Raw genomic sequence first — 1,102 nt, 5'->3', positions numbered from 1 at the left:
CTGAGGGGTGGTCGCGGCGGGGGGCCGGGGCGCCGGGCTCGGGTGCGTGGGTGTGGGGGCGACCGCCGGGACAGGCCCGGAGACGGGTGTGCCGAGGCCCATGCGCCTTGCTCCGCCGGAGGTGCTCCGCTGTACGGGGTGGGTGCCTGGGGCGGTGGTGGGGGTGCCGCCGGGGCCGGGCGTTGCGGGCCCGGGGCTGGAGGGGTCGGTGGTGCCGACTGCCGCCCGCTGGATGTGGGCCTGTGGGGCGGTCGGGGTGCCGGCCGATGTACCGGCGGGGGTCGTGCTGCCGGCGCCGCTGCCACGGGCGGTGCCGGGGCTTGTCGAGGTGTGGGTGGAACGAGGTGACCCTTCAACCGGGCTGGCCGTGGTCCCACTGGGGCGTGCCGCAGAAGCCCCGGTGCCCGTCGCCGAGGGGCGGACGGGCGCGGTGGTGTGGCTGTCGGTGCTGTCCACCGTTCCGGGGGAGTGCGCCCTGAGTGGGGCAGGTGTGGCGCCCGTCCCGCTGGGGTGGGCCTTCGCCCGTTGGACGTTGACGGCTGCGGAGCCGGTGGAGCCGGTCGCCGTACCGCCGAGGCTGGAGACCGCGTCGGGGGAGGCGGCTGAGGTGTCGCCGCGGCCGGTGATCGCTCTCTGGACGCCGGTCAGGGCATCGCCCGTGCTGGAGGGTGCGCCGCCGATCGAGCCGACTGCCGCTCTGGCGAAGCCGGTTGCCGTTACGCCGGGACCGTGTGGTGTGGTGTCGCGACCGTGAACTGCCGGGCTGGTGCCGGGCGGCGTCGCGGACGGGATGGTCGGGGTGGTCGGGGCTCCGGCAGGCTCGGCTGCCGTACGGCTGGGACCGGTCGCCGCCCGCTGGACGTTCACGGCGTCGCCGGAAGGGCTGGTCGAGGCCCGGCCGGAGCTGCCCACCGTCCTGCCGGAGCCGGAGCCGGAGCCGGAGCCGGAGCCGGAGCCGGAGCCGGAGCCGGAGCCGGAGCCGGAGGTGCTCGTCGTGCCGGGCGGGGTGCTGGTGGGTCTGGCCGGCGCGGCGGCGGGGTTCATCGCCATGCGTTGGACGGCGGCCGCCGGATTGCCTGGGGCGGTTCCCCGGGGGGCGAGG

1 protein-coding gene is annotated in these 1,102 nt (G+C 77.5%); it reads left to right on the top strand.

The features are described from left to right. Window positions 1-766 precede the first annotated feature (766 nt). Window positions 767-1,102 (top strand): hypothetical protein (locus AWZ10_RS53220; RefSeq protein ID WP_208618647.1); only part of this gene is annotated, 336 nt, incomplete at its 3' end.

This window comes from Streptomyces europaeiscabiei (genome assembly GCF_001550375.1).
Taxonomy (GTDB): domain Bacteria; phylum Actinomycetota; class Actinomycetes; order Streptomycetales; family Streptomycetaceae; genus Streptomyces; species Streptomyces europaeiscabiei.
This window is presented reverse-complemented; position numbering and strand designations above follow the sequence as displayed.